General features: G+C 67.2%; 1 protein-coding gene. It reads left to right on the top strand.

Annotated features, from left to right (window positions below; genetic code table 11):
• Positions 1-572: 572 nt before the first annotated feature.
• The coding region (locus VR45_RS49550; RefSeq protein ID WP_234326525.1) for a hypothetical protein at positions 573-752 on the top strand (180 nt) is incomplete at its 3' end.

Below are 752 nucleotides of genomic sequence, written 5' to 3'. Positions count from 1 at the left end.
AGGTACAGTCCGCCCTTGGCCCGCTGATCACGCCGGGCCAAGGGCGCGAACACCTCAGCCGCGAACTCCTCCAACCGACCCCGCCACAACGCAAGCTCCCCAGCCCTCATACCAACAGAGAACTACCGACCACACGATGCGACAAGCCTCCTAACAAAGCACTACTAGGCGTGCGAGGTCGGCAACGAACGAGCACACCCGGAACGCAATGCGTACGCCTGTCTTGGCCGGCACGGACCTTGCGATCGGCGCGCCAGGACGCTCCCGGCTTGGCTGTGCTCCTTTCCAGCCTGCGACTGGCCGAGCGACGCGTCAAATGCTGCGTTTCGCAGTGCTCGACGCCTCCCGGCAAGGGTGTTGTCTCGCGGGGTGTTCGGTTTGATCGCGTGAAACGGAGGGTGGTGAGCACACAGACGGCGTCGCGTGCGTGGTGGCGGAGGCCGGCGGCATGTAGTGCGGCCGGTCAGTTGGAGCGCGCCGATGGCCAGGTTACGCGGGGCGACAATGGCACGGGGAGCGTTCCCGCTCCGTACGCGGGAGGCATCCTCGTCGTAGGTCACATCCCTGACATCGTGGACCTTGCCCTCAACGCCGCGGTGTTCACGCACTCAGCAGGCGATCTCGGCTCTGGCTGGGAGGGTCTCAACGGCTCCGGCCAACTCGGCAACGGCACCACCGGCGCCAGCAGCACCCCGGACCACGCTCACCGCGCTGACCGGCGTCGACAAGCTCGTCGCGCCGCTCGGCGGCGA

Source organism: Streptomyces sp. NRRL S-495, assembly GCF_000966955.1.
GTDB classification, from domain to species: domain Bacteria; phylum Actinomycetota; class Actinomycetes; order Streptomycetales; family Streptomycetaceae; genus Kitasatospora; species Kitasatospora purpeofusca.
The sequence above is the reverse complement of the archived record's forward strand: the minus strand, read 5'-3'. Positions and strand labels throughout refer to the sequence as shown.